Source organism: Streptomyces sp. NPDC058231 (assembly GCF_042882275.1).
Lineage (GTDB): Bacteria > Actinomycetota > Actinomycetes > Streptomycetales > Streptomycetaceae > Streptomyces.
Window position 1 is genome coordinate 92,427 of record NZ_JBHVWN010000014.1, and the last position, 22,517, is coordinate 114,943.

At 72.0% G+C, this 22,517-nt stretch carries 22 protein-coding genes; 16 read left to right on the plus strand and 6 right to left on the minus strand.

The window, feature by feature from the left end:
* Positions 1-89: 89 nt before the first annotated feature.
* Positions 90-1,931 carry a phosphatidylglycerol lysyltransferase domain-containing protein gene (locus tag ACFVXE_RS13110; RefSeq protein ID WP_389671233.1) on the minus strand — a complete coding sequence of 614 codons (1,842 nt, stop codon included), beginning with the start codon at positions 1,929-1,931 and terminating at the stop codon, positions 90-92.
* A 141-nt stretch (positions 1,932-2,072) separates the two neighbouring features.
* Between ACFVXE_RS13110 and ACFVXE_RS13115 the strand changes: the two genes are divergently transcribed.
* Positions 2,073-3,194: an alpha/beta hydrolase gene (locus tag ACFVXE_RS13115; RefSeq protein ID WP_389671234.1), complete on the plus strand. Its 1,122-nt coding sequence runs from the start codon at positions 2,073-2,075 to the stop codon at positions 3,192-3,194.
* Positions 3,195-3,260: 66 nt separating this feature from the next.
* On the opposite strand, the gene ACFVXE_RS13120 is transcribed toward ACFVXE_RS13115, so the two are convergent.
* Entirely contained in the window at positions 3,261-4,442 is a 1,182-nt protein-coding gene (locus ACFVXE_RS13120; RefSeq protein ID WP_389671235.1) for a betaine/proline/choline family ABC transporter ATP-binding protein, read from the minus strand.
* A gap of 127 nt (positions 4,443-4,569) precedes the next feature.
* On the opposite strand from ACFVXE_RS13120, the gene ACFVXE_RS13125 reads away from it, so the two are divergent.
* The 4 genes from ACFVXE_RS13125 to ACFVXE_RS13140 all read left to right on the plus strand — a co-directional run bounded on the left by ACFVXE_RS13125 (position 4,570) and on the right by ACFVXE_RS13140 (position 8,103).
* A complete protein-coding gene (locus tag ACFVXE_RS13125) occupies positions 4,570-5,283 on the plus strand; it encodes an ABC transporter permease (RefSeq protein ID WP_389671236.1) in 714 nt (237 codons plus the stop codon).
* A 3-nt stretch (positions 5,284-5,286) separates the two neighbouring features.
* Complete coding sequence (locus ACFVXE_RS13130; protein WP_389671237.1) at positions 5,287-5,961, plus strand: ABC transporter permease; 675 nt, start codon at positions 5,287-5,289, stop codon at positions 5,959-5,961.
* 57 nt (positions 5,962-6,018) lie between these two features.
* Complete coding sequence (locus ACFVXE_RS13135; protein WP_389671238.1) at positions 6,019-6,993, plus strand: ABC transporter substrate-binding protein; 975 nt, start codon at positions 6,019-6,021, stop codon at positions 6,991-6,993.
* A 105-nt stretch (positions 6,994-7,098) separates the two neighbouring features.
* On the plus strand, positions 7,099-8,103 hold the full coding sequence (locus tag ACFVXE_RS13140) for a hypothetical protein (RefSeq protein WP_389671239.1): 1,005 nt from the start codon (positions 7,099-7,101) through the stop codon (positions 8,101-8,103).
* 65 nt (positions 8,104-8,168) lie between these two features.
* Here the strand turns inward: ACFVXE_RS13140 and ACFVXE_RS13145 are convergent, their stop codons facing one another.
* A complete protein-coding gene (locus ACFVXE_RS13145; protein WP_389671240.1) occupies positions 8,169-9,311 on the minus strand; it encodes an NADH-quinone oxidoreductase subunit D in 1,143 nt (380 codons plus the stop codon).
* 101 nt (positions 9,312-9,412) lie between these two features.
* Positions 9,413-10,420, minus strand: coding sequence for an SAM-dependent methyltransferase (locus ACFVXE_RS13150; protein ID WP_389671241.1), 1,008 nt, complete (start codon positions 10,418-10,420; stop codon positions 9,413-9,415).
* A gap of 96 nt (positions 10,421-10,516) precedes the next feature.
* On the opposite strand from ACFVXE_RS13150, the gene ACFVXE_RS13155 reads away from it, so the two are divergent.
* The gene (locus tag ACFVXE_RS13155) at positions 10,517-11,716 is read left to right on the plus strand and encodes a sensor histidine kinase (protein ID WP_389671242.1); all 1,200 of its coding nucleotides are present in this window, start codon (positions 10,517-10,519) and stop codon (positions 11,714-11,716) included.
* A gap of 65 nt (positions 11,717-11,781) precedes the next feature.
* Positions 11,782-12,459, plus strand: coding sequence for a response regulator (locus tag ACFVXE_RS13160; RefSeq protein WP_389671243.1), 678 nt, complete (start codon positions 11,782-11,784; stop codon positions 12,457-12,459).
* A 70-nt stretch (positions 12,460-12,529) separates the two neighbouring features.
* Here the strand turns inward: ACFVXE_RS13160 and ACFVXE_RS13165 are convergent, their stop codons facing one another.
* On the minus strand, positions 12,530-13,642 hold the full coding sequence (locus tag ACFVXE_RS13165) for a DUF5937 family protein (RefSeq protein ID WP_389671287.1): 1,113 nt from the start codon (positions 13,640-13,642) through the stop codon (positions 12,530-12,532).
* 104 nt (positions 13,643-13,746) lie between these two features.
* Between ACFVXE_RS13165 and ACFVXE_RS13170 the strand changes: the two genes are divergently transcribed.
* Positions 13,747-13,983 (plus strand): hypothetical protein, encoded by a 237-nt coding sequence (locus ACFVXE_RS13170; RefSeq protein WP_389671244.1) that lies wholly within the window; start codon positions 13,747-13,749, stop codon positions 13,981-13,983.
* A gap of 40 nt (positions 13,984-14,023) precedes the next feature.
* Here the strand turns inward: ACFVXE_RS13170 and ACFVXE_RS13175 are convergent, their stop codons facing one another.
* Positions 14,024-15,265, minus strand: coding sequence for a threonine aldolase family protein (locus tag ACFVXE_RS13175; RefSeq protein WP_389671245.1), 1,242 nt, complete (start codon positions 15,263-15,265; stop codon positions 14,024-14,026).
* Between the two features lie 181 nt (positions 15,266-15,446).
* Between ACFVXE_RS13175 and ACFVXE_RS13180 the strand changes: the two genes are divergently transcribed.
* The 8 genes from ACFVXE_RS13180 (at position 15,447) to ACFVXE_RS13215 (ending at position 22,514) form a co-directional block, all read left to right on the plus strand.
* On the plus strand, positions 15,447-16,406 hold the full coding sequence (locus tag ACFVXE_RS13180; RefSeq protein ID WP_389671246.1) for a Rossmann-like and DUF2520 domain-containing protein: 960 nt from the start codon (positions 15,447-15,449) through the stop codon (positions 16,404-16,406).
* A complete protein-coding gene (panC, locus tag ACFVXE_RS13185) occupies positions 16,403-17,416 on the plus strand; it encodes a pantoate--beta-alanine ligase (protein WP_389671247.1) in 1,014 nt (337 codons plus the stop codon). The genes ACFVXE_RS13180 and panC overlap by 4 nt, the downstream gene beginning before the upstream one ends.
* Positions 17,413-19,158, plus strand: coding sequence for an L-aspartate oxidase (locus ACFVXE_RS13190; RefSeq protein WP_389671248.1), 1,746 nt, complete (start codon positions 17,413-17,415; stop codon positions 19,156-19,158). Before panC ends, ACFVXE_RS13190 begins: the two co-directional genes overlap by 4 nt.
* Before the next feature lie 2 nt (positions 19,159-19,160).
* Positions 19,161-20,204: a carboxylating nicotinate-nucleotide diphosphorylase gene (gene nadC / locus ACFVXE_RS13195; RefSeq protein WP_389671249.1), complete on the plus strand. Its 1,044-nt coding sequence runs from the start codon at positions 19,161-19,163 to the stop codon at positions 20,202-20,204.
* The gene (locus ACFVXE_RS13200; RefSeq protein WP_389671250.1) at positions 20,204-21,001 is read left to right on the plus strand and encodes a type III pantothenate kinase; all 798 of its coding nucleotides are present in this window, start codon (positions 20,204-20,206) and stop codon (positions 20,999-21,001) included. The genes nadC and ACFVXE_RS13200 overlap by 1 nt, the downstream gene beginning before the upstream one ends.
* Positions 21,002-21,140: 139 nt before the next feature.
* Positions 21,141-21,722 carry a hypothetical protein gene (locus ACFVXE_RS13205; RefSeq protein WP_389671288.1) on the plus strand — a complete coding sequence of 194 codons (582 nt, stop codon included), beginning with the start codon at positions 21,141-21,143 and terminating at the stop codon, positions 21,720-21,722.
* A gap of 61 nt (positions 21,723-21,783) precedes the next feature.
* Entirely contained in the window at positions 21,784-21,963 is a 180-nt protein-coding gene (locus ACFVXE_RS13210) for a hypothetical protein (RefSeq protein ID WP_389671251.1), read from the plus strand.
* A 134-nt stretch (positions 21,964-22,097) separates the two neighbouring features.
* Positions 22,098-22,514: a BlaI/MecI/CopY family transcriptional regulator gene (locus tag ACFVXE_RS13215; protein ID WP_389671252.1), complete on the plus strand. Its 417-nt coding sequence runs from the start codon at positions 22,098-22,100 to the stop codon at positions 22,512-22,514.
* The last annotated feature ends 3 nt before the right edge of the window (positions 22,515-22,517 follow it).

The window sequence follows — 22,517 nt, forward strand, 5'->3', positions numbered from 1 at the left end:
GCGCAGCGGTCCCACTCCGGCAGGCCCTGGACCGTGCCTCGTCCACGCAACGTACTCATGCGACCAGCGTAGGCCCGTACGGGGCGGTGTTACGCCGCTCGGGCACCGCGTCCGTGGCCGGGGCCCGGTGTGTGGGCGCAGGGGCGCGGCCGGGCGGCCGGGAAGCGCCGGGCGAACGGGCGGGGCAGACCGATGTTGACGAAGCCCTCGGCCTGCATCGCCGCGAACGAGATGCGGGGCAGGTCGCGGCCGGTGCGGTAGACCACGAAGCGGGGCTCCCAGCGAGGCCCGAACTTGGCGTTGAACTTGTACAGCGACTCGATCTGGAACCAGCGCGACAGGAAGATCAACAGGGCGCGCCAGCCCCGCAGCACCGGCCCCGCGCCCAGTCTCTCGCCCCGGGCGAGCGCCGAGCGGAACATCGCGAAGTTCAGCGAGACGCGCTCGATACCCAGTCGTGGCGCGTCCAGGAGGGAAGCGACGATCAGCAGCTCGTTCATGCCGGGGTCCGCGGCCCGGTCGCGGCGCATGAGCTCCAGCGACATGCCGTCGGTGCCCCACGGGACGAAGTGCAGCACCGCCTTCAGATCGCCGTACGGGGTGTCGGCGATGTGCTCGTCGGCCTTGTGGGCGGTGGCGATGACGCAGTCGCCGTCGGCCGGGTCGCCGATCCGGCCGAGCGCCATGGAGAAGCCGCGCTCGGTGTCGGTGCCCCGCCACTCCGCCGCGGCCCGCCGGATGCGGTTCAGCTCGGTCTCGCCGATGTCGCGGACGCGCCGGACGCGGGTCTCGTAACCGTTGCGCTCAATGCGCTTGACCATCTGGCGCACGTTGCGCATCGCGCGTCCGGCGAGTGAGAAATCCGCGACATCCACCACCGCCTCGTCGCCGAGCTCCAGGGCGTCGAGCCCGGTCTCGCGGGTCCAGACCTCGCCGCCGGTCTCGCTGCAGCCCATCACCGCGGGCGTCCAGGAGTGCGCCCTGGCCTCGTCCATGAACCGTTCGATGGCTCCCGGCCAGGCCTCCACGTCGCCGATCGGGTCGCCGCTCGCCAGCATCACCCCGGACACGACGCGATAGCAGACGGCGGCCTTGCCGCTGGGGGAGAAGACGACGGCCTTGTCACGGCGGAGCGCGAAGTGGCCGAGCGAGTCACGGCCTCCGTGCCGGTCGAGGAGGGCACGCAGCCGGTCCTCGTCCTCCCCGGTGAGCCGGGCGGCCGGATGTTCGGGGCGGAAGGCCAGGTAGATGGTGGTGACGGCGGTCAGCAGACCGAGCGCGCCGAGCGAGTACGCCACGGTCCGGGAGGTCACCCCGGCGTACTCGACGGGACCCTCGAAGCCGAACAGCCCGTACAGGACGTGCTGGAGCCGGTCCGCGATGCTGGGGTTCCCGACGACCCGGCCTGGATGGACGGAGACGATGACCAGCCCCAGGCCGAGCGAACCCGCCCCGAGCAGGATGAAGTTGGCCAGTGCCCGCCAGCGGCTGCGCGGGTCGGGGAGGGCGGCGAATTCACTCCGGTGGCGGACCAGCAGGCAGCACAGCGTGAGTGAGACGAGGGTGCCGACGACCGAGTGCCGGTAGACGAACTGCGCCGCCGCGCCGGCCGGGAGCAGGACCACGGCGGCGCGCCAGGCCCGCCGTTTGTGCCGTCGCAGGCCGTGGGCGAGGAGCAGCAGCAGGACGCCGGCGCTCAGCGAGAGCGCGGCGGCGAAGGGGCCGAGCGCTCCGGGGAGGACCTCGGCGAGGGTGTGCATCCGGCTGTGCCTGAAACGCGGGAACACCCCGGCGGCGACGTCGATGAGGCCGACGACGGCGCAGGAGGTGGCGACGAGCGCCGGTACGGTCTCGGGACGAGGGCCGCGTACGAACCTTCGCACCCCATTCGGAACCGAACCTGATTTATCCCCATCTAGCCTGATAGACATCGCTTCCCGTGGCTCCGCGAGAGATTCTTTGAGTCCGTCGGCCGAAGCGTTCCGGACGTTGTGCGACCTCTAGGACGAGGCTTCCGGGCGGTGGGTTCACCCACATCCCGGAAATTTCCCGACAAGAAAGCTCACCCGACTATGGGGCTCACCAGTAAGACAGTTCTGGTCCTGGCCATCGGTCTGGCCGTCGTTCTGTTCGCTGCCACGGTCCTCATCTGGCCGAGGCTGGCCCGCCGCAGTGCGGCGGCGGTGTTCGGCCGGGTCGGCCTGCTGCTGGTGACCCAGGTGACGGTCTTCGCCTCGGTCGGGCTGCTGGCCAACAACTCGTTCCTGTTCTACGGCTCCTGGTCCGATCTCCTCGGCAGGCAGCAGGAACCGGGCATCGTCCTGGACCGGACGACCGGGGCCGCCGCCTCGCGGAACATCCTCCGGGTCGGGATGGAGCGGCCGGACGTCCCGGGCGGCTCCCGGCCCACGGCGGGCGGCCGGATCGACAAGGTCGTCGTCGCGGGGCGGCGCTCGGGGATCGAGAGTCCGGCGTACGTCTATCTGCCGCCGGAGTACTTCCAGTCGGACTACGCGCACCGGAACTTCCCCGCGGTCATCGTCCTCACCGGCTATCCGGGCACCTCGGAGAATCTGCTGAAGGGCCTGCAGTACCCGCGCACAGCACTCGATCGGGTGAAAGCGGGACGGGCGCAGCCGATGATCCTGGTGATGCTGAGGCCGACGGTCGCGCCACCGCGGGACACCGAGTGCGTGGACATAGCGGGCGGGCCGAAGACCGAGACGTTCTTCGCGAAGGATCTGCCCCAGGCGGTCTCGGACGCGTACCGGGTCGGGCGGCGGGCCCGTAACTGGGGCATCATCGGCAACTCGACCGGCGGCTACTGCGCGCTGAAGATCGGTCTGCACCACCCGAACCGGTTCGTGGCGAGCGCCGGCCTGTCCGCGTACTACCGGGCGGCCGAGGATCCGACGACCGGCGACCTCTTCCACGGGGACCGTTCGGAGCGCGAACGTGCCGATCTGCTGTGGAGCCTGGACCATCTGCCCCAGCCCGACTCGTCGTTCCTGGTCACCACGTCGCGGCAGGGTGAGGGGAACTACAGGAGCACCCGGCTGTTCCTGGCGAAGGTGAGGGCGCCCGCCCAGGTGTCGTCGATCGTGCTGAACAGCGGCGGGCACAACTTCAACACCTGGCGCCGGGAGATTCCTTCGGCACTGGAGTGGATGAGCAGCCGGCTCAGCGAGGACTGACCGGGGCGCGGCCGTTCCACCCCGCGGCGGCCCGGAGTGTCCCCGCCCCGGCCGGCGCGCCCCCGGTCAGAGCGCCCCGGCCGTCCCGGCCACCGTCTCCACGGCCACCTCGGCGCGCGGCAGGTCCTGCGCGTCGGCGTCGATCGACCGGCGCAGCGCCTCATGGAGGCGGGCCGGGGTGAGCACGCCGAGGAACCGGCCGGTGCTCTCCGCGTCGACGACCGCGACCCAGCCCGCGTCGTGCTGCAGCATGGTGGCGAACGCCTGCTTGAGCGGGGCGCCGAGGGGGAGCCACGCCTCCATGCGGCGGGCATGTTCGCGGACCGTTCCCTCCGCCCCGGCGAGCGCGGTGCCGGCCGGGATCCAGCCGTGCAGCCTGTCGCCGGCGTCCAGCACGACGGCCCAGCGCGCGCCCTCGGCACGGAGCCGCTCGGCCGCCCGGGGGAGCGGGTCGTCCAGGTGGACCACGGGCGGCTGGTCGAGGTCGCTCTCCTCGACGGGGGTCACGGAGAGCCGCTTGAGGCCGCGGTCGGCGCCGACGAAGTCCGCGACGTACGGCGTGGCGGGTGCGCCGAGCACGGTCGCCGGGGAGTCGAACTGCTCGATGGAGCCCTGCCCGTAGACGGCGATACGGTCGCCGAGCCGGACCGCCTCCTCGATGTCGTGCGTGACGAACAGCACGGTTTTGCGCACCTGCGCCTGAAGTTTGAGGAATTCGTTCTGAAGCCGTTCGCGGACCACCGGGTCCACCGCGCCGAATGGTTCGTCCATCAGCAGCACAGGCGGGTCAGCGGCCAGCGCCCTTGCCACTCCGACGCGTTGACGCTGGCCGCCGGAGAGCTGGTCCGGATAGCGGTCACCATAAACGGAAGGATCGAGTCCGACGAGGTCGAGGAGTTCGGCGGCGCGGGCGCGGCCCTTTTCCCGCTTCCAGCCCAGGAGATGGGGAACGGTCGCGGTGTTTTCCAGCACCGTTCTGTGCGGGAACAGCCCGACCTGCTGGATCACATAGCCGATACGGCGGCGGAGCCGGACGGGGTCGATGGTGGATATGTCGTCCCCGTCGAGGAATATCCGCCCCTCGGTCGGTTCGATCAGCCGGTTCACCATCTTCATGGTGGTCGTCTTGCCGCAGCCGGACGGCCCTACGAGTGTGACCAGTTCGCCCTCGGCCACTTCGAAGGAAAGGCCTTCGACGGCGGTCGTGCCGTCGGCGTACCGCTTGGTGACGTGCTCGAAACGGATCATGGTTCCCCATTGTGGCGGGTGTTCTGTGAAGGACATGTTGCTGGAATACAACGGCCTCGGCGATTGTCAGTGGTCGGGGATAGGGTCGCCAGACATCGGTACGAAGCGGCGACGGGGGGGAAGACGGATGGCCGGACAGAACTGCCTGGTGGCGAACGACTGGATCTGCGGTGAGTATCTCCGCACCCGGGGCCAGGAGTTGACGGACGCCACCGTTCAGCACATCTGGATCACGGCGGTCTCGGTGGCGATCGGACTCGCGGTCGCTTTTCCGCTGGCGCTGCTCGCGCGCCGCAGCCGGCGGTTCGCCGGACCGGTGCTCGGGCTGACGACAGTGCTCTACACGGTGCCGTCACTGGCGATGTTCTCGCTGCTGCTGCCGCTTTTCGGGCTCTCCGCCGCACTGGTCGTCACCGGCCTGGTGCTGTATTCGCTCACCGTTCTCGTACGGAACATCCTGGCCGGGCTCGAAGCGGTGCCACAAGAGGCGAAGGACGCTGCGAGGGGCATGGGATACGGTCCCGGGCGGCTGCTGTGGGAGGTCGAACTCCCTCTCGCGCTGCCCGCGTTGATGGCCGGTGTCCGGATCGCCACGGTCTCCACGATCGCGTTGACCACGGTCGGGTCGATCGTCGGCAGAGGCGGTCTCGGCAACCTCATCGAGGACGCCCTGCCGAGCTTCTTCAAGGCACAGGTGCTCGCCGCATCGGTGCTCTGCGTGCTGCTCGCGGTGGTCGCGGATCTGCTGCTGCTGGGGGTGCAGTGGCTGTTGACGCCCTGGACCCGGATACGGACGGTCCGCGAGACCGCGGGCGCGGTCGCCGAAGTGAAGGCGGTCTGATCCATGGGGGTTCTCGGCGAGGCGTGGACCTGGCTGACCACCGGAGCCAACTGGTCGGGGGAGAGCGGGGCGGCGCACCGGCTGGTCGAGCATCTGTACGTCAGCGGGGTGTCGCTCGCCCTGGCCTGCGCTATCGCGCTGCCGGTCGCCCTGTACCTGGGGCACATCGGGAAGGGGGGTGCGCTGGCCGTCAACCTCTCCAACGCCGGCCGGGCGATCCCCGTCTTCGCGGTGCTGGCCCTGTTCATGGTGTCGCCGCTGCGCAACGCCGGATATCTGCCGACGATCATCGCGCTGGTGCTGTTCGCCGTGCCGCCGCTGCTGACCAACGCCTATGTGGGGATGACGGAGGTGGACCGGTCGGTGGCCGAGGCGGCGCGCGGCATGGGGATGTCCGGCGGTCAGCTCTTCGTGCGGGTCGAACTCCCCCTCGCCTATCCGCTGATCATGACCGGTCTGCGGTCGGCGGCCGTACAGGTGGTCGCCACCGCGACGATCGCCGCCATGGCCGGCCAGGGCGGTCTCGGCCGCATCATCACCGCCGGGTTCAACACGTACGACACACCCCAGGTGGTGGCGGGCGCGCTGCTCGTGGCCGGGCTCGCCCTGCTGGTGGAGGCGGCGCTGGTGGGGCTGGACCGGGCGCTGTCGCCGCTCCGCCGCCGCCGGACCGCCTGACCCGCCCCATTCCCCTACTTCTCGCAATTAGCCCTGTTGCTGTGGACGGAGAACAACATGAGCAAGACCTCGCGCATAGCGGGTGCGGTCATCGGCATGGTCGCGCTGGCCGGCTCGCTCGCCGCCTGCGGCGGTGACAGCCTGGAGAAGGACAAGGGCTCCGGCGCGTCCGGCGAGTCCGGGAAGAAGGGCCGGCTCGTCATCGGCGCCGCGTCCTTCACCGAGTCCAAGGTGCTCGCCGAGCTGTACGCGCAGATCCTCGGCGACGCCGGATACGGGACCTCGGTCACCACGGTGCAGAACCGGGAACTGTACGAACCGTCCCTGGAGAAGGGCGAGATCGACATCGTTCCGGAATACGCCGCGACGATCGCCGAATTCCTCAACGCCAAGGTGAACGGTGCGAAGGCGGCCGAGAAGGCCCCGGTCGCCTCCGGTGACGTGACGGCCACGGTCGCCGCGCTGGAGAAGCTCGCCACCCCGCGCGGACTGAAGGTGCTCCGGGCCGGTGAAGCGGTCGACCAGAACGCCTTCGCGGTGACCAAGGAATTCGCCGACAAGAACAAGCTCAGGACGCTTTCGGATCTGGGCGCGTCCAAGCTGAAGGTGAAGATCGCCGCGGGCGACGAGTGCGAGGTGAGGCCCTTCTGCGCACCGGGTCTGAAGAAGACGTACGGCATCGACGTCACCGGAATCGACCCCAAGGGAGTCGGTACGCCGCAGTCCAAGCAGGCCGTCAAGGACGGTAAGGACCAGCTGGTCCTGTCGACCACCACGGACGCGGTGCTCGACAGCTACGGCCTGGTGTTCCTGGAGGACGACAAGAAGCTGCAGAACGCGGACAACGTCGTTCCGGTTCTCAATGCCAAGGACGCCGGGGCGCAGGACATTGCCTATGCGCTCGGCAAGCTCACCAAGGCGCTCACCACCGGGGACCTCGCGGAACTGAACCGCAAGGTCGACGCGGAGCGTGCCAGGCCGGCCGATGTGGCCAAGGACTATCTGCAGTCGAAAGGCCTGATCAAGAAGTAGGAAGTGACCACTGAGGGGGCCGCCGGTATGCCGTCAGGTAACCGGCGGGGAACAGATTGCCGGGCGGCCTCCCCAGTGACTCGTACGCACGGTAAATTTCAGGCCATGCCACGTGGACGTCATCGCCATTCGCCACCTCTGCACAGAATCCTTCCGCCTTCGGCCGTCGCCGGGGCGTCGGCCGTCTGTGCGGCGGGTGCCTGGCTGCTCGCCGAACCCCTGGTCCTGCGCGGCCTGGTGGCCGCCGCGGCCGCCGCCGCCGTCACCGGCGCGTATCTGATGCGCAGCTGGGACCGGGAGGCGGGCCGCCGCGTCGCGGAGCTGACCCGCGCCCGCGCCAGCGACGAGTGGAAGACCGAGGAGCGCCTGGCGGAGCTCGAGGCCGACCTGGAGGAGTCGCGGGCGCTGCGCGTCCGGCTGGAGACGAAGCTGCGCCGCAAGCGCGCCGAGCTCGCCGGCCTGCGCGGCGAGCACGCCGCACTGCTGCGCCGCTACGCCAACGCCGAGACCGAGCGGGCCAGCGCGCTCGAGGGCCGCAGGCAGCTCGCGCTCGAAGCGGCCGCCCCGCCCCGGGAGCTGCCCACGGCCCGCTCCACACCCACCCCGGCCGCGTATCTGCGTGCCGCCCAGGCGTTGCAGGACCTCACCCGGAACGCCGCACTCCAGGAGGCCCGCCGCACCGCCGAGCAGGCCAGGGAGCGCGATCTCGCGGAGCGCGCCCGGGAGGCGGACGAGCCGAAGGGGAAGCACGCGGCGTCCGGCGCGGAGCAGCACCGCCGCCCGTCGGCCGCCCTGCCCCCGGCCCGCCCGTCCACCGCGCTCCCGGCGCCGCGCTCCGTGCCGGCCGCCAGCGCGGTCGTTCCGTACGCCCCCTCCCGCCGCCATCTGGTGCCGCAGGGCAGCTTCGACTTCTTCGGTACGCAGAAGGCGAACGCCGCGATCGAGTCCGTGCAGAACGAGGACCTCGCGGACGTGGTGGGCGAGGAGGTGCTGGCCGCGCACCGCACGGGCGCGGCCGAGAACCGGACCGTCGGCAAGGTCATCGACCTGACCGCGCACGACGAGACGGAGCAGCTGGACGTCGCCGAGCTGCGCAGCGCGATCTCCTGACGGCCTCCGGTGGCCTCGCGCCGGACTGTGCGTGAGGCCACCGGGGCGCGTCCCGTCGGCGACGGTTACTTGTCGATGTCGCCGACGACGAAGAACAGCGAGCCCAGAATGGCCACCATGTCGGCGACCAGAGTCCCCGGCAGCAGCACGGTGAGTGCCTGGATGTTGTTGAACGAGGCGGAACGGAGCTTCAGCCGGTACGGGGTCTTCTCGCCCTTGGACACCAGGTAGTAGCCGTTGACGCCGAGCGGGTTCTCGGTCCAGGCGTAGGTGTGGCCCTCGGGGGCCTTCAGCACCTTGGGCAGCCGCTGGTTGATCGGTCCGGGCGCCAGCTCGGCCATCCGGTCCAGGCAGGCGTCCGCCAGGTCCAGGGCGTTGTGGGTCTGTTCCAGCAGGCACTCGAACCGGGCCAGGCAGTCGCCCTCGGTGCGGGTGACGACCTTGAGGGTGTCCCGTAGCTCCCCGTACGCGAGATAGGGCTCGTCGCGCCGGAGATCGAAGTCGACCCCGGAGGCGCGGGCGATCGGCCCGGACACCCCGAACGCGTGCACCGCCTCGGCGGACAGCACGCCGACACCGCGGGTCCGGCCCCGGAAGATCTCGTTTCCGAGCACCAGCCGGTCGTACACGTCCATGCGCGAGCGGACCGAGGCGACGGCGTCCCGGGCGCGGCCCAGCCATCCCGCCGGAAGGTCCTCCTTGAGACCGCCGACCCGGTTGAACATGTAGTGCATCCGGCCGCCGGAGACCTCCTCCATCACCGCCTGGAGCTCCTCGCGCTCCCGGAAGGCGTGGAACACCGGGGTGATGCCGCCCAGTTCGAGCGGGTACGAGCCGAGGAACATCAGATGGTTCAGCACTCGGTTCAGCTCGGCGAGCAGGGTCCGGGTCCACACCGCGCGCTCCGGGACCTCCATGCCGAGCATCCGCTCGACCGCCATCACGACGCCCAGCTCGTTGGAGAACGCCGACAGCCAGTCGTGGCGGTTGGCGAGCATCACGATCTGCCGGTAGTCACGGGCTTCGAAGAGCTTCTCCGCGCCGCGGTGCATGTAGCCGATGACCGGCTCGGCGTGCTGGATCCGCTCGCCGTCGAGAACGATCCGCAGACGGAGCACGCCATGGGTGGAGGGGTGCTGCGGCCCGATGTTGAGCACCATGTCGGTGCTCTCCGCCGCTCCGCCGATGCCGACTGTCGTCTCCGTCATACGGCCAGTATTCCCTGCGCGCCGCACGGTCCGCTCCGGGCCCCGGGCTTTCGTGTCCACCCGCCGGCACCCCGGCCGCGTCCCCGCCGGGCCCCTGCCGTTCAGTCGCCGGAGGAGTCCGGGACGATCGGCGCCACCCGCTGCATCAGCCACCGGAAGTCGCCGAGCCCGCCCCGTGCGGTCAGTTCCGCCGCCTCACCGGCCGCCGCGAGCGCCCGCACGTATCCGGCCGGATCGGTCGACGCCAGCGCGAGCGGCGGCCGCTCCCCGCCGATCCCCAGCACCCGCAGGGCCGTCCGCTGATCGACCACCTCGGGCGCCGCACCGCCCTCCGCGCCCGCCGCCGCGCACGCGTCCAGCGCCACGTGCGAGGTGAGGTCGCAGCTGCCGTCCGGCACCGGCCGCACCTCGCGTCCCGCCCGGAAGCCGGCCAGTGTGCCGTACGGCGGCCGCGCCTCACGTACGTGGGCGTAGTCGACGGCCGCCGCGAGCCCTGCGGACAGGGTGGCGACCGCCCGGCCCCACGCCTCGTCGCGCGGTCGGCCGATCTCCGCACGGCTGCCGGGCCCGGCCGAGGGCCACCAGCGGCGCAGCCACTCGGCGTCCGCTCCGGTGACCGGTGCCCCCAGCCGTTCCGCACCGTCCGCCGTCCGGACGAGGACGTACCGGTCGACGCCGTCCTCGTCGGTCTCCGCTACCGGGACCGGCACGTTGTCCAGCCACTCGTTGGCGAACAGCAGCCCCCGCACCCCCTGCGGCGGCTCGGCGCACCACGTGATCCGGGGATCCAGACCGGGCGGCCGGGCGGCGATCTCCACGGCGTACGCCCGTACCGGGAGCCCGGCCGGCGCGATGTCCGGCAGCGCCGCCAGCACCCCCGTCAGCAGTTCGCCGCGCCCGGCGCCCAGGTCCACCAGATCGACCGCGCCGCCCCCCAGTTCCTGCGCCGTCCTGACCAGCAGCCGGGCCACGGCGGTGGCGAACAGCCCGGACGCGTGCACGGAGGTGCGGAAGTGCCCGGCCGGACCCTCGGGGCTCCGGTAGAACCCCCCGTCCCCGTACAAAGCGGTCTCGGCCGCCTCCTGCCATCCACGCCACTCATCCGTCACGGAGCCAAGTCTCCACCTTGGGGAGTACGGTCCCAGGACCTGGATCGGCCCTTCGGCTGACCCGTCCGGCCATCGCCTCTGCCTACGCTGGGTCACGTGCAGCGCCTCTACGACTTCATCCGCAGACACCCGACGGGCGTCGACACCTTCTGGGCTGTCGTGCTCCTCGGTCTCTCCGGCGTGTCCGTCGTGGCCGACCCGAGCCGGGGGGCGGAACGGCTCCCCGCCGTGCCGATCGTCCTCGGACTCTGCCTGGTCGTCGCGCTGCGCCGCAGGGCACCGGAGAAGATGCTGCTGCTCGCCGTCGCCGCGGGCGTCGCACAACTGGTGACCGGGGTCAGGCCGAGCGTCGCGAACTTCGCCATGCTGGTGATCACCTTCACGGTGGCCACGGTCGGGGAACGCTGGGCGTCCCGGCTCGCGCTGGTCTGCAGTCTGTGCGCGGCCGGGCTCTCGCAGCTGCGCTGGCCGAACGAGACGCACGGCAGCTGGGTGCAGGAGGTCTTCGTCGTCGTCGTCATGACGGTTCCCTTCGTGCTCGCCTGGGTGCTCGGCGACTCGATGCGGACCCGGCGGGCGTACTTCGACCAGCTGGAGGAGCGCGCCGCGAGGCTGGAGCGGGAGCGCGAGGCGCAGTCGAAGGTCGCGGTGGCCGCCGAGCGGGCCCGTATCGCCCGCGAACTGCACGATGTCGTCGCGCACAACGTCTCCGTGATGGTGGTGCAGGCCGACGGCGCGGCCTATGTGATGGACGCCGCGCCCGACCAGGCACGGCAGGCGCTGGAGACCATCTCCAGCACCGGCAGGCAGGCTCTCGCCGAGATGCGCCGGCTGCTCGGCGTACTGCGGACCGGTGACGCCCGGGAGAGCCGGGAGTACGTCCCGCAGCCCGACGTCGAGCAGATCGAGGACCTGATCGAGCAGGTGAGGCGGACGGGCCTGGCAGTGGACTTCAAGATCGAGGGCACCGCGCGCCCGCTGCCCAGCGGCGTCGAGCTGACCGCGTACCGGATCGTGCAGGAAGCCCTGACCAACACCCGTAAGCACGGTGGTCCGGACGCCGGTGCGAGCGTGCGGCTGGTCTACTTCGACGACGGGCTCGGCCTGCTGGTCGAGGACGACGGCCGGGGCGCGGCGCACGAGCTGTACGAGGACGGCGGGGCGGACGGCGCGGGCCACGGGATGATCGGCATGCGGGAGCGGGTCGGCATGGTCGGCGGCACGCTGGACGCCGGGCCGCGCCCCGGCGGCGGATTCCGGATCAGCGCACTGCTGCCGCTCAAACCCGCCGACTGACCCACTTCCGGGGAGCCCGTTCCGGGGCAGCCCACTCGGGCAGGACAGGAGACAAGGACTTCATAATGGCGATCCGCGTGATGCTCGTCGACGACCAGATGCTGCTGCGCACCGGATTCCGGATGGTGCTCGCGGCGCAGCCGGACATGGAGGTCGTCGCCGAGGCCGGCGACGGCGTGGAGGCGATCGAGAACCTCCGCTCCACCGCCGTCGACGTGGTGCTGATGGACGTACGCATGCCGAGGCTGGACGGCGTCGAGGCGACCCGGCGGATCTGTGGCCGGCCCGATGCCCCGAAGGTGCTCATCCTCACCACGTTCGACCTGGACGAGTACGCCTTCACCGGGCTGAAGGCGGGGGCCAGCGGTTTCATGCTCAAGGACGTGCCGCCGGGAGAGCTGCTCGCCGCGATCCGGTCGGTGCACAGCGGTGACGCGGTCGTCGCCCCGTCCACCACCCGGCGGCTGCTCGACCGCTTCTCGTCGATGCTGCCGAGCAGTGGCGACGAACCGCAGCACAAGGACGTCGGCAAGCTCACCGACCGGGAACGCGAGGTGATGCTGCTGGTGGCGCAGGGCCTGTCGAACGGCGAGATCGCCGCGCGCCTGGTGCTGTCCGAGGCGACGGTGAAGACGCACGTCGGCCGCATCCTCACCAAGCTGAACCTGCGCGACCGGGTGCAGGTCGTCGTCCTCGCGTACGAGACCGGACTGGTGCGCGCCGGCCGCGGCGGGACGGGCTGACCGGCCGCCCCGCTCCCGCGGACCGAAGGTCCACCGCGGCGCGCCCCGGTGGACCTTCGGTCCGCCGGCGTCACCGCAGCAACCCTTCCAGGAAGTCGCTGCCGAGCCGGGTCACCACCGTCAGGTCCAGTTGGTGCAGTACGTACCGGCCGCGGCGCCGGGTGGTGACCAGGCCGGCCTTCTTCAGCACCGAGAGGTGCCGGGAGACCTCGGGCGCGGTGATGCTGTGCGAGTCGGCGAGTTCACCGGTGGTGTACGGCGAGCGGGCGAGGTTCCGGCACAGACGCATCCGCATCGGATGGGCCAGCGCCTCCATCCGCAGTTGCAGGATCTCCACCGAGGCGGGGGAGGGCAGCTCGGGCCGGTGCACCGGATAGTGGATCACCGGGCGCCAGCCGGGTGCGTGCAGGACCATCAGATGCGGCCAGCCGAAGCTCGACGGGATGAGTGTCAGCCCGGAGCCGACGGCCGGGTCCGTCGCGGTGGTCGCGCCCTCGGTCATCTTGTCGGCGCTGATCCGGGTGCCGCTCACGTCGAGCGAGAGCGCGGCGGAGACCGCGCCCAGCGCCTCCGCTGCGCCCTTGTGGCGCAGCAGATCCGTCTTGTGCCGGGCGTCGGCGACCAGTTGGACCCGCACCCGGCGCCAGGTGTCCGCGAAGAAGGCCTGGTCGCAGTCCTCGAACAGGCGGCGGACCCAGCGGCGCACGGGGGCGGGATCGGCCAGCAGCTGCCGGGTGAACTCCACCTGCCGCGGACCGCGCGCCGCAGCCATGTCCAGTGCGCGGGCGCGCATTCCGGGGTCGCTGAGCGGGGACGGGGCGCCGATCCCGTACAGGCTGGCGCAGGTGAACTCGAGGGCGGAGGCGACGAACCGCTCGTCGTCCAGACGGTCGAGGATGTCCAGGTCCTCGGCGAGGGTCGCCCCGGACCTGCCGTCTCCGCCACGGACCCCGGCGAACGGCATGAAGACGTCGGAGAACGTGTTCCGCCACAGGAAGTCGGCCTCGTGCAGCCGGTCGGCCAGGTCGGGCTCCAGCGAGCTGCTGGTCGCGGTCGCCCAGCCGTGCAGCCCCGGATGGTGCCCCGGCTCGGAGAGCGCATGCAGAGCCAGCCCCAGCTCGGCGAGGGGCGAGGTCTCGAAGACGATGCGGTCGGGAGCCAGTCCCGCGATGTCGATGGTCACGCTCACCCCTCCATAGTGCGGGGTGCGGGCGGCGCGGCATGCGCCGGTTGACGACGGCCGTCAATCGACGCGCGGGCTCCGCCGTACCGGCTCACGCTGGAGTCATGGACGCCTTTCAGCAGCACATGATCGACAGCTACCGTGCGGTCCGGCTGGGGGAAGCGCCGCCGCCGCTGCCCGGACGGTACGACCTGGCGGTGATCCGGGACCTCCGCGAGCGCCGCAGGTTCGACGCGGTGATCGCGGGCCGTCCGGCCCGCCGCCGCTGGCGGACGGCGCTGCGTGGGCTCCTGCACCGGCCGCGGCGCTCCGGTCCGCCGCCCGGCCCGTCCGGCGCCTGAGGGCGGACCGGACAGGAGGCCACGGCGGCCGGCCGGAGGTCTAGGCGAGCCGCGCCACGAAGTCCCGCACCGCCGACCGAACCTCCCGCTCGGTCCACTCCAGCCCCGCCTCGGCCACCGTGACCTCGGTGAGTGCCATGCCGGGCGGGCCGGCGGCGGCCGGGCGCCAGTTGCGGAAGAGCGCCACGCCCGTCTCCTCCGCCTGCCGTACGCCCGCCTCGGTCAGGACGTCCGCCGGGTACGGCAGCCACACCTGGAACTGGTGTGTGTGCGGCGGTTCGGGATGTACGCGGAACCACGGCACGGCGGATTCCGCGAGCCCTTCGGCCAGTGCTCCGGCCACCACCTTCGCCTGTGCCACGTACGACTCCAGCTTCGGCAGCTCCCGCTCCAGGCCGATCAGCGCGGCGAGCGCCGCCGGGAACTGCTGGAAGAGCTGGCCGCCGTACCGGTGGCGCCAGGTCCGCGCGTCCTCGATCAGGGACTCGGGACCGGCGAGCGCGGCCCCGGAGATTCCGCCCAGGGTCTTGTAGAACGACACGTACACGCTGTCCGCGAGCGCCGCGATCTCCGGCAGCCCGCGCCCGAAACGGGGGGCGCACTCCCACAGTCGCGCGCCGTCGAAGTGCACCACTGCATCACGTTCGCGTGCGGCCTCCACCACGTCGCGGAGCTCGTCCCACTCCGGCAGGACGAATCCGGCGTCGCGGAGCGGCAGTTCCAGCATCAGCGTGCCGAACGGCTCCGCGAAGTCGCGGATCTCCTCCGCGGTGGGCAGCCGAGGCTCGGACGTCGGGTGGACGGTACGCAGCCCGCTCACCGCCCCGAGCGCACCGCGCTCGTGCACCTCGGGGTGGGCGAGCGGGTGCAGTGCCACGGTCGGGTTTCCGGTACGCGCCGCCCAGCAGCGCAGCGCGACCTGCTGCGCCATCGTGCCGGTCGGGAAGAACGCCGCGGCCTCCATGCCGAGCAGGCCGGCGATCCGCCGCTCCAGGTCGGCGACGACACCGTTGCCGTAGACGTCCCCTGGCTGGTCCAGATCGGCGACGGAGGCGGCGTACGCGGACAGATCGGCCAGCTGCTCGCCGAGAGTCCGGTCCGCGGGCGGCCGGGCCAGGATCCGCTCGGCCCGGCGCCAGGCGCCGACCCGGCGGAGACGCTCCGCCTGCTCGCTGCCCGGGTCGGCCTCCCGGTCCTGCCCGCTGCCCGGTGAACCCTCCCGCGTCCCGTTCCGTACCTCGTCCCGCACCTGCGGCCGCGCCTGATCGTCCCTGTCTGCCATGGGACGATCATCGCCCAGGGCGAGGCCCCCGCCCACACCGGTGCGCGATCCCTGCCCCGGCGGCGCCCCACACGTTCGTCCACAGCCTGTGGACGGCCGGGAGCCGGTACGAAACGCTGGCGTAGCATGCAGAGAAATCGTCCGGTACCCCCCGCGGACTGGAACGGAAGGCCATCGCCGCGTGAACACATCAGCACCCAGGGAACCCCTCGACGCGAGGGACCGCCCCGCCCGTCTCACGGTGGGGGTCGTCGGCGCGGGCCGCGTCGGCCCCGCCCTCGCCGCGTCCCTGCAGCTCGCTGGGCACCGCCCGGTCGCCGTATCGGGCGTCTCCGACGCGTCCGTGCGCCGTGCGGCCGCCCTGCTGCCCGACGTACCCCTCGTGCCGCCCGCCGAGGTCCTCGCACGCGCCGAACTGGTCCTGCTGACCGTCCCGGACGACACACTGCCCGGACTGGTCGAGGGCCTCGCCGAGACGGGTGCGGTCCGGCCGGGACAGCTGATCGTGCACACGTCGGGGCGGTACGGGACACGTGTCCTGGACCCCGCCCTGCGGGCCGGCGCCCTGCCGCTGGCCCTGCACCCGGCGATGACGTTCACCGGCACCGGTGTCGACGTGCAGCGGCTCGCCGGCTGCTCCTTCGGCGTCACCGCCCCCGATGAGCTGCGGCTGGCGGCGGAGGCGCTCGTCATCGAGATGGGCGGCGAACCCGAATGGATCGCGGAGGAGTCGCGTCCGCTCTACCACGCGGCGCTCGCCCTCGGTGCGAACCACCTGGTCACCCTGGTCGCCCAGTCGATGGAGCTGCTGCGGACGGCCGGCGTCACGGCGCCCGACCGGATGCTCGGCCCCCTGCTGGGCGCCGCGCTCGACAACGCCCTGCGCTCCGGTGACGGCGCGCTGACCGGCCCGGTCGCACGGGGCGACGCGGGCACGGTCGCCGCGCACATCGGCGAGCTGCGCAGGCACGCCCCGCAGACCGTGGCCGGGTATCTCGCGATGGCCCGCGCCACCGCCGACCGGGCGCTCGCCCACGGCCTGCTCAAGCCCGAACTGGCGGAGGAACTGCTCGACGTCCTGGCCGACGGGACCGGCGGCACGGATGCGACGGGCACCACCGGACCGGGAGGGACCCGATGAACTCGACCGCAGCCACCACCCTGCTGCGTACGGCCGCCGAACTCGACACGTTCGGCGCCCACAGGGGGAGGCGCGCCGTCGTCATGACGATGGGCGCGCTGCACGAGGGCCACGCCACCCTGATCCGCGCCGCCCGCGCAGCCGCGGGCCCGGACGGCCAGGTCGTCGTCACCGTCTTCGTCAACCCTCTCCAGTTCGGCGAGGCCGCGGACCTCGACCGCTACCCCCGTACCCTCGACGCCGATCTGGCCGTCGCGGGCGCTGCCGGTGCCGACGCGGTCTTCGCCCCGTCCGTCGACGAGGTCTACCCCGGTGGCGAACCGCAGGTCAGGATCAGCGCGGGGCCGATGGGCGAGCGGCTGGAAGGGGCGTTCCGCCCCGGCCACTTCGACGGGATGCTCACCGTCGTCGCCAAGCTCCTCCACCTCACCCGCCCCGATGTCGCCCTCTTCGGGCAGAAGGACGCCCAGCAACTGGCGCTGATCCGCCGCATGGTGCGTGACCTGAACTTCCCGGTGGAGATCGCCGGAGTCGGGACGGCCCGTGAACCGGACGGCCTCGCGCTCTCCAGCCGCAACCGTTTCCTCGACGCCGAGGAGCGCCGCACCGCCCTCGCCCTGTCCCGGGCCCTGTTCGCGGCCCGGGACCGGCTCGCCGCCCAGCAGGCGCTGCACGCCCGCGCGCAGAGCACCGCGGCGAGCACGGACCGGGCCGCCGCGCTCACCCGGCTCGGCGAGGCCCGCGCGGCCGCCGACACCCAGGCGGTGGCGTGGGCCAGGCCGGACGGCGGCCCCGCGGCGGTACGCGCTGCCGCGCACACCGTGCTCGACGACGCGGCAGCCGCACAGCCGCCGCTCGCACTCGACTATCTGGCGCTCGTGGACCCGGTGGACTTCACCGAGATCCCCGACGACCGGACCACCGGTGACGCGATCCTCGCCGTCGCCGCGCGGGTGGGAGCCACCCGCCTCATCGACAACATCCCGCTGACCTTCGGAGCCGAGACGTGACCGGAATACGGCTGACCGCCCCCGCCCCCGGCTGGGCCATCGACGCGGACGTCGTGGTGGTCGGCTCCGGCGTCGCAGGTCTCACCACCGCGTTGCGCTGCGCCGCCGCGGGACTCGCCACCGTCGTCGTCACCAAGGCACGCCTCGACGACGGCTCCACCCGCTGGGCGCAGGGCGGCATCGCGGCGGCACTCGGTGAGGGCGACACCCCGGAACAGCACCTGGCCGACACCCTGGTCGCGGGCGCGGGCCTGTGCGACGAGTCGGCGGTACGGACCCTGGTCACGGAGGGCCCCGACGCCGTGCGCCGGCTCATCGAGACCGGCGCGCACTTCGACACCACCGACACCGGCGACATCGCGCTCACCCGCGAGGGCGGCCACCACCGTCGCCGGATCGCCCATGCGGGCGGGGACGCGACGGGCGCCGAGATCTCCCGCGCCCTGGTCGAGGCGGTCCGTTCCGCCGCCCTCCACACGGTGGAGAACGCCCTGGTACTGGATCTGCTGACGGACGCCGACGGCCGTACCGCGGGCGTCACCCTGCACGTCATGGGCGAGGGCCAGCACGACGGTGTCGGCGCGGTCCACGCCCCCGCGGTGGTCCTCGCCACCGGCGGGATGGGCCAGGTCTTCTCCGCCACCACCAACCCGCCGGTCTCGACCGGCGACGGGGTCGCCCTCGCCCTGCGGGCCGGCGCGGAGGTCTCCGACCTCGAATTCGTCCAGTTCCACCCGACCGTCCTCTTCCTCGGCGCCGGCTCGGAGGGCCAGCAGCCCCTCGTGTCGGAAGCGGTACGGGGCGAGGGCGCCCACCTCGTCGACGCGAGCGGCACGCGGTTCATGACCGGGCAGCACGAACTGGCCGAACTGGCACCCCGCGACATCGTCGCCAAGGCGATCACCCGTCAGATGCAGTTGCACGGCACCGAGCACATGTATCTCGACGCCCGCCACTTCGGCGCCGGGATGTGGGAGCAGCGCTTCCCCACGATCCTCGCGGCCTGCCGCGCCCACGGCATCGACCCGGTCACCGAACCGATCCCGGTCGCGCCCGCGGCGCACTACGCCTCCGGCGGGATCCGCACCGATCTGCGCGGCCGGACGACGGTTCCGGGGCTGTACGCGTGCGGCGAGGTCGCCTGCACCGGCGTGCACGGTGCGAACCGGCTGGCGTCCAACTCGCTCCTGGAGGGGCTGGTCTTCGCCGAGCGCATCGCGGCGGACATCGTCGGAAGCGGTCCGCGCACGGCACCTGCTCCGGCTGCGGCCGCGTCGGAGGCCCCCGCCCCGTCCCCGCTGCTCGCGCCCGAGATGGGGTCGGCGATCCAGCGGATCATGACGCGGGGCGCCGGAGTTCTGCGTTCCGCCGCCAGCCTCGCCACCGCCGCCGACGAACTGGAGGCCCTGCACGACAGCGCGGCGGCCGACGCCGGGGCGCCCGAACCCAAGGTCGCGGTGCCCGGCGTCGAGGCGTGGGAGGCCACCAACCTGCTTCTCGTCTCGCGCGTCCTGGTCGCCGCCGCCCGGCAGCGCGAGGAGACCCGCGGCTGCCACTGGCGTGAGGACCGGCCCGAGCGGGACGACGAGAACTGGCGCCGCCACCTCGTCGTCCGGCTCACCCCGGACCGCCGGCTGGTCCTCAGCCGTACGGAGACCGAGGCATTCCCGCCCGTCGGCGCGTCCTGGGCACCAGACTGCGCAGCAGCACCCACGAACCACCCCACCCCCGAGGAGCCGTAACCGTGAGCACGCCCGAAGAGAATCCGCGCCCCACTCCCGTGGACGTACCGCTGATCCAGATCGGCGCGCCCGCACCGTCCGCGGGCGGCTGCGGCGACGCCTGCGGCTGCGGCGGGGAGGACGGCTACGAGCTGGACCCCCTGGAGTGCGGCCTCGACCCCGACCTGGCCCAGCTCCTCGCCGACGCCGGCCTCGACCCGGTCCAGGTCGAGGACGTCGCGCACGTCGCCATCGAGGAGGACCTCGACAACGGCGTGGACGTCACGACCGTCGCCACGGTCTCCGAGGAAGCCATGGCCGTCGGTGACTTCACCGCCCGTGAGGCCGGTGTCGTCGCCGGTCTGCGCGTCGCCGAGGCCGTCCTGTCCATCGTCTGCACGGCCGAGTTCGAGGTCGAGCGCCATGTCGAGGACGGCGACCGCGTCGCCCCCGGACAGAAGCTGCTGACCGTCACCACCCGCACCCGCGACCTGCTCACCGGCGAGCGCAGCGCTCTCAACCTGCTCTGCCGGCTCTCCGGCATCGCGACCGCGACCCGCGCCTGGGCCGATGTCCTCGAAGGCACGAAGACCAAGGTCCGCGACACCCGCAAGACCACGCCGGGCCTGCGCGCCCTGGAGAAGTACGCGGTGCGCTGCGGTGGCGGCGTCAACCACCGGATGTCGCTCTCCGACGCCGCGCTCGTCAAGGACAACCACGTCGTCGCCGCGGGCGGGGTCGCCGAGGCGTTCAGGCGCGTGCGGGACGAGTTCCCCGACCTGGCGATCGAGGTCGAGGTCGACACCCTCGACCAGGTCCGCGAGGTGCTGGAGGCCGGCGCCGATCTGATCCTGCTGGACAACTTCACGCCGTCCGAGACGGAGAAGGCGGTCGCGCTCGTGGGCGGCCGTGCGGTCCTGGAGTCGTCCGGCCGGCTCACCCTGGACACCGCCCACGCCTACGCCGCCGCGGGCGTCGACTACCTGGCCGTCGGCGCGCTCACCCACTCCTCGCCGATCCTCGACATCGGCCTGGACTTCCGCGACACCGACGGGGCCGGCGTCTGATGCTGCTCACCATCGACGTCGGCAACACCCACACCGTCCTCGGCCTGTTCGACGGTGAGGAGATCGTCGAGCACTGGCGGATCTCCACCGACGCCCGCCGCACGGCCGACGAGCTCGCGGTCCTGCTCAACGGGCTGATGGGAATGCACCCGCTGCTCGGCGAGGAACTGGGCGACGGCATCGAGGGCATCGCGATCTGCTCCACGGTCCCGGCCGTCCTGCACGAACTGCGCGAGGTCACCCGCCGCTACTACGGCGACGTGCCCGCCGTGCTCGTCGAGCCGGGCATCAAGACGGGCGTGCCGATCCTGGTGGACCACCCGAAGGAGGTCGGCGCGGACCGCATCATCAACTCGGTCGCCGCCGTCGACCTCTACGGAGGTCCGGCGATCGTGGTCGACTTCGGCACGGCCACCACCTTCGACGCGGTGTCCGCCCGGGGGGAGTACGCGGGCGGGGTCATCGCCCCCGGCATCGAGATCTCGGTGGAGGCGCTCGGCGTCAGGGGCGCGCAGCTCCGCAAGATCGAGCTGGCCCGGCCGCGCAGCGTGATCGGCAAGAACACCGTCGAGGCCATGCAGGCGGGCATCGTCTTCGGCTTCGCCGGCCAGGTCGACGGTGTCGTCGGACGCATGAAGAAGGAGCTGGCGGCCGACCCCGACGACGTGACGGTCATCGCGACCGGTGGCCTTGCTCCGATGGTGTTGGGCGAGTCCTCCGTCATCGACGAGCACGAGCCGTGGCTCACGCTCATCGGTCTGCGACTGGTGTACGAGCGCAACGTCGCCCGGCTGTAGAGCAGGCGCCGGGTACCTGCGGGAACGGCAGCGGCGGCACGCAGAATGCCGCCGCGCCGCCCGCAGGCCATTAAACGGATTTTGTCCATTTAGCACGTATTGTTGCGTTATGCCCACGCCTTACGGATCACGCGGCGGTATGGCGTTCAGCGCGGACGAGCTGCGTGTGCTCCGACGCGCCCTCGCCAACGCCCTCCACCCAGCGCCCCTGCCCGACGAGGACGTCCAGGACTGTCTGCGGCTAGCCGGTTCCGTGGACGAGGCGGTCGGCGAGGCGGGACGGCTGCGCACGTTCCTCCTCGCCGATCTCGTCCGCTACCGAGACGCCCTGCCCGGCTCGGCCGCCGGCTACCTGGAGCTGCTCCAGGACGCCCTTGCCGCCGGATACGACCCGTGCCCGGAGGATCTGGCCGCGCTCCGCGCCCAGCGCAGCAGACCGGTGGCCGCGGCGCTCCTGGAGCGCTGCCGGGTGCTCGCCGAGCGGTCGGTGCGGACCCGGCTCGCCGGACGCGCCGTCTCCACCACGGCGCCCGCCCCGCGCAGCCGGCTGCTCGCCCTGCCCGGCGGTCGGGGAGCCGTCGCCGAACCCGAACGGCCGAAGACGCCGGCCGCCCCGCCCCGCCCCGTGCCGACCCCCGAGCGCCCCGCGCCGAAGCCCTCGGAAGTCTTCCCGCCCCGCCGCCGCCCGGCCCCGCCGTCGCAGCAGCGCGCCGCCGGATGACCGTGGCGGCTGGCGGAGGGGGTGCGCGGAAGTCTGTACCGGGCTCGCTACTCTGGATCCCATGGACTACGTATCCGCGCTCGTGCCCCCCGTGGTGATGGCCGCCTTCTTCATCGGCCTCGTCGTGACGATCGTCAAGAGCCAGGGCGGCCCCAACAAGGCCAAGGAGGACGCGGCCGTGGACTCGGCGATCGGCCGCGCCGAGGCGGCGAAGCAGGCCCCGCGGACCGGCGGCGTCTGACCGGTACGGCGCGTACCGCGTCTCGCGTACCCCGTCTCGCACCGCACGAAGGGCGTACGGCTCACCAGGAGCTGTACGCCCTTTTGCTGTGTAAATAAGCATCCATTCCAGACATCTAGCACTAAGGTGACGCTGTGCCTCGCCAATTGGGAGAGCTGGAAGACGCCGTCATGACACGGGTCTGGCAATGGAACCGTCCGGTCACCGTGCGGGAAGTCCTTGAGGACCTCCAGCAGGAACGGTCCATCGCATACACGACCGTCATGACGGTAATGGACAATCTCCACCAGAAGGGCTGGGTGCGCAGGGAAGTCGACGGCCGCGCATATAGATATATGGCCGTCTCCACCCGCGCCGCCTACTCGGCCGCACTGATGAACGAAGCCTGGTCCCGCAGCGACAACCCTGCCGCCGCTCTTGTCGCCTTCTTCGGCATGATGTCCGCCGAGCAGCGAGAAGCTCTCCAGGACGCGATGCGGATCGTGTCGCCGGGCCTCCCGGAGGCCGGTGACGGCCCGGCCGATGACATGGACCCGGAGGCCGGGCGATAGCGT

What these genes read in the sequence shown, in the direction of transcription:
- ACFVXE_RS13125 (WP_389671236.1), top strand. Translation starts at nt 4,570, where the DNA reads ATGGCCGGACAGAACTGCCTGGTGGCGAACGACTGGATCTGCGGTGAG.
- panC (WP_389671247.1), top strand. Translation starts at nt 16,403, where the DNA reads ATGAACTCGACCGCAGCCACCACCCTGCTGCGTACGGCCGCCGAACTC.
- ACFVXE_RS13110 (WP_389671233.1), bottom strand. Translation starts at nt 1,931, where the DNA reads ATGTCTATCAGGCTAGATGGGGATAAATCAGGTTCGGTTCCGAATGGG.
- ACFVXE_RS13210 (WP_389671251.1), top strand. Translation starts at nt 21,784, where the DNA reads ATGGACTACGTATCCGCGCTCGTGCCCCCCGTGGTGATGGCCGCCTTC.
- ACFVXE_RS13160 (WP_389671243.1), top strand. Translation starts at nt 11,782, where the DNA reads ATGGCGATCCGCGTGATGCTCGTCGACGACCAGATGCTGCTGCGCACC.
- ACFVXE_RS13115 (WP_389671234.1), top strand. Translation starts at nt 2,073, where the DNA reads ATGGGGCTCACCAGTAAGACAGTTCTGGTCCTGGCCATCGGTCTGGCC.
- ACFVXE_RS13205 (WP_389671288.1), top strand. Translation starts at nt 21,141, where the DNA reads ATGGCGTTCAGCGCGGACGAGCTGCGTGTGCTCCGACGCGCCCTCGCC.
- ACFVXE_RS13200 (WP_389671250.1), top strand. Translation starts at nt 20,204, where the DNA reads ATGCTGCTCACCATCGACGTCGGCAACACCCACACCGTCCTCGGCCTG.
- ACFVXE_RS13170 (WP_389671244.1), top strand. Translation starts at nt 13,747, where the DNA reads ATGGACGCCTTTCAGCAGCACATGATCGACAGCTACCGTGCGGTCCGG.
- ACFVXE_RS13175 (WP_389671245.1), bottom strand. Translation starts at nt 15,265, where the DNA reads ATGGCAGACAGGGACGATCAGGCGCGGCCGCAGGTGCGGGACGAGGTA.
- ACFVXE_RS13120 (WP_389671235.1), bottom strand. Translation starts at nt 4,442, where the DNA reads ATGATCCGTTTCGAGCACGTCACCAAGCGGTACGCCGACGGCACGACC.
- ACFVXE_RS13130 (WP_389671237.1), top strand. Translation starts at nt 5,287, where the DNA reads ATGGGGGTTCTCGGCGAGGCGTGGACCTGGCTGACCACCGGAGCCAAC.
- ACFVXE_RS13140 (WP_389671239.1), top strand. Translation starts at nt 7,099, where the DNA reads ATGCCACGTGGACGTCATCGCCATTCGCCACCTCTGCACAGAATCCTT.
- ACFVXE_RS13145 (WP_389671240.1), bottom strand. Translation starts at nt 9,311, where the DNA reads ATGACGGAGACGACAGTCGGCATCGGCGGAGCGGCGGAGAGCACCGAC.
- ACFVXE_RS13135 (WP_389671238.1), top strand. Translation starts at nt 6,019, where the DNA reads ATGAGCAAGACCTCGCGCATAGCGGGTGCGGTCATCGGCATGGTCGCG.